Below are 3,146 nucleotides of genomic sequence, written 5' to 3'. Positions count from 1 at the left end.
CGGGCTGGCATCAAGAAATCGAGAAGACGCTGAGAGAATCGGGTCTCAGCCACACCGTGTTGCGCCCTTATGCGTTCATGCAAAACTTAATGCGCCTTGCACCAACGGTCACTACCCAAAATGTTTTCTTTGGCTCCATGGGCGATTCACCTTGTAACTTCATTGACTGCCGCGATATCGCAGATGTTGCCGTAGAAGTTCTGACCAACCGCGAGGTATCAGGCCAAATATATACGCTTACTGGTTCGGAGATATTCAGTTATCCCCAGATCGCGAGTCAACTATCCGCCCTGCTTAATCGGCCGATAAGCTACATCAACATGGAGCCCCAAGTACTACTCCGCAATCTTATCGAGCACGGGCATATGCCACCTTGGCTCGCGAACCACGTTGTGGAAATTCAAACCATGTCTACGATGGTGCCGGAAAGTCCAAATGACACTGTGAAGCGCTTGCTCGGCAGAGAGCCACGCACGCTAGACGCCTTTCTGCATGAGTATGTCGAAAATTTCCGGTAGCGTCGGAGTCCACCTATAAATGAAATTATGGAACCGCCGTGCTTCGCTACAAGGGCCGTTTGCGTGCTTCTGACGGAGTTATGCCCTTGTATTGTTTGTACAGCTTCGTAAAGTAATTAGGATTGTCGCAGCCTACCGCTGCTGCGATTTCGGCAATGGTGGATGTCGTTTGCAGCAGCAGCCTCTGCGCCTCGTTGACGCGACAAACGTTGACGTACTCGACGAAGGTGCGTCCAGTCAGCTTTTTGAACTGCTTGCAGAAATGGAATGGGTTCAGATTAACCTGCCTTGCCGCTGCTTCTACCGTTATTTTGGTTTGAAAATCGGACTCTAACCGTTTGATCAGCTGCTTGAAGCGATCGCGGTTAGCGAGGTGGGAGGCGGCTGCGCCTCTGCCACTGCTTGGCGGCTGGCTGTCGTAACGGCGGGCAAGCAGCGTTAGCGCGCTATACAGCTTTGCTTTGACGAGCAGTTGATAGCCTGACTGCTTATCGTCAAACTCTCCCACTAGCTCATCCAGAAGCTTTATGATAGTTCCGGCATGCTGCTCATGCTCCAGCGGTTTGACGGGAAATCTTAGCGTCCCTTCCAGGTAAGGGGCAACAAGCTGCGCATGTACGGGATCATGAACCCATTCATTGAACAATGAGGCATTAAAGACGATACAATCGTAACGAATATCGCCTTCACTCAGTGCATAGCCAACATGCAGGCCGCCTCCAGGAATAACGATCAGCTCCCCCGGCGATATCTCATAAGGTCTGCTGTCGATATGCAGCAGCGCATGGCCTTCTCTCATCAGAATCATCTCGAAATGCTCATGCCAATGCAAATACAGCATGCTGTCACCAGGTTTAATTCCAAGCACCTGGTTATGAAATAATTGAATGGGATACGCCTTATGCTCTAGTCGCGTATTTTCCCACAGCTCTTTCGGATACGTCATAATCATTTTCACCACCACAAGATTAGACTACTTTTGCTCAAGATTGTGTAGAGTCATCTCGTAATTCTCTCGTTATAATGAAGGTGCTAAGCATACTATAAGCCAATATTGGAGTGATATTCAAGCATGAGTGAACAAATGCGTATAGGTACCTTGGTAGGCGGCGGGAATGCCGATAGGATTATACCGCAAATCGTGGGACATGGTTTTGAATCTTTTAATTTGACGTTCTGGCAAACGACGGGCCAGACAGATTTGCCGGAATTGGCCAAACGTGTAAGAGCGCTATCCGATGAGCATGGCTTTGTGGTGTCGGCGCTTAGCGTCTTCGGCAATCCGCTTACGGGAGCGGGCGACAATGCTGATACTTTAGCCAGTTGGGAGCGCTTAATCGACCATGCGTCACTTTTTGGCGCTAATATTGTATCCGGATTTACTGGCCGATTGACGGATCAGCCGATTGATGAATCGATCCCGCGTTTTAAGGAAGTGTTCGGGGAGCTAACGAGGCGTGCGGCGGACAAAGGCGTGCAGATTGCGTTCGAAAACTGCGATATGGGTGGCACGTGGAAGCAGGGAGACTGGAATATCGCGCATAACCCGGCAGCGTGGGAGCTTATGTTCAACGCGGTGCCAGAGGATAATATTGGCCTGGAGTGGGAGCCTTGCCATCAGATGGTTAGCCTGATTGATCCGATCCCGCAGCTCCGCAAATGGGCAAGCAAAGTATTCCATGTTCATGGCAAAGATGCGACGATCGCTTGGGATATTGTGAAGGAGCATGGTGTGCATGGTCCTCAGCCATTTGTGTGGCACCGGACGCCGGGGTTTGGCGACAGCAACTGGAGCGATATTATTACGATTTTGCGTCAAAATGGCTATAAAGGCACGATTGATATCGAGGGCTGGCATGATCCTGTGTACAAGGACGAGCTGGAAATGACGGGTCAGGTTCACGCATTAAATTATTTGAAGCGCTGCCGTGGTGGCGATTTTATTCCAAATCCAAGCGTATAAATACTAGCTGAAGAGAAGCGGGAGGAATAGCATAATGACAGCAAAATATCAGGTAGTCGTCGCAGGCTGTGGCGGAATGGCTAACAAATGGGTGGACTACGCACAAGGCAGGAAGGATACGGAAATCGTCGGTCTGGTCGATATAAAACAGGAATTTGCCCAAGCGATGGCTGAGCGTAAAGGATTGAGCTGTCCGACTTATACCAGCTTGCAGGCTGCGCTTGCAGAGACGGGGGCGAACCTTGTTTTTGATATTACCATCCCGTCCAGCCACTATTCGATCGGCGCTACAGCGCTGGAGCAGGGCTGTCACGTATTTGGCGAGAAGCCCTTGGCAGAAACGATGGAAGAATGCTTGTCTATTGTGAAGCTGGCGCAGCGTACGGGCCGTACGCATGCCGTTATGCAAAATCGCCGATACGATGGGCGCATTCGGGCTTTGCGCAAGCTGATGTCGGAGGGCCATATCGGGCGAACCGGCTTTATCGGTGCGGATTTTTTTATCGGCGCGCACTTTGGCGGATTCCGCGATGCGATGAGCAGTCCGCTGCTGCTCGATATGGCGATTCATACGTTCGACCAGGCACGGTATTTATCGGGAGCGAATCCGGTATCGGTCTACTGCCACGAATTTAATCCTCCGGGCTCCTGGTATGAAGGGAACG

The 3,146-nt window shown here is 51.0% G+C and carries 4 protein-coding genes; 3 read left to right on the top strand and 1 reads right to left on the bottom strand.

Annotated features, from left to right (window positions below; translation table 11 throughout):
* Positions 1–518 (top strand): NmrA family NAD(P)-binding protein (locus ABEW34_RS31875; RefSeq protein WP_430165889.1); only part of this gene is annotated, 518 nt, incomplete at its 5' end.
* Positions 519–564: 46 nt separating this feature from the next.
* On the opposite strand, the gene ABEW34_RS31870 is transcribed toward ABEW34_RS31875, so the two are convergent.
* Positions 565–1,464: an AraC family transcriptional regulator gene (locus ABEW34_RS31870; protein WP_430165886.1), complete on the bottom strand. Its 900-nt coding sequence runs from the start codon at positions 1,462–1,464 to the stop codon at positions 565–567.
* A gap of 126 nt (positions 1,465–1,590) precedes the next feature.
* On the opposite strand from ABEW34_RS31870, the gene ABEW34_RS31865 reads away from it, so the two are divergent.
* Positions 1,591–2,481 (top strand): sugar phosphate isomerase/epimerase family protein, encoded by an 891-nt coding sequence (locus tag ABEW34_RS31865; protein WP_430165884.1) that lies wholly within the window; start codon positions 1,591–1,593, stop codon positions 2,479–2,481.
* A gap of 34 nt (positions 2,482–2,515) precedes the next feature.
* The coding region (locus ABEW34_RS31860) for a Gfo/Idh/MocA family protein (protein ID WP_430165881.1) at positions 2,516–3,146 on the top strand (631 nt) is incomplete at its 3' end.

The organism is Paenibacillus algorifonticola (assembly GCF_050481745.1).
Classification (GTDB): domain Bacteria; phylum Bacillota; class Bacilli; order Paenibacillales; family Paenibacillaceae; genus Pristimantibacillus; species Pristimantibacillus algorifonticola_A.
Note: the sequence above shows the minus strand (reverse complement) of the source record. Positions and strands in the feature narration are given on the sequence as shown.

Excerpts from the sequence above, each read along its gene's own strand:
- ABEW34_RS31865 (WP_430165884.1), top strand. The coding sequence starts at position 1,591 with ATGAGTGAACAAATGCGTATAGGTACCTTGGTAGGCGGCGGGAATGCC.
- ABEW34_RS31870 (WP_430165886.1), bottom strand. The coding sequence starts at position 1,464 with ATGACGTATCCGAAAGAGCTGTGGGAAAATACGCGACTAGAGCATAAG.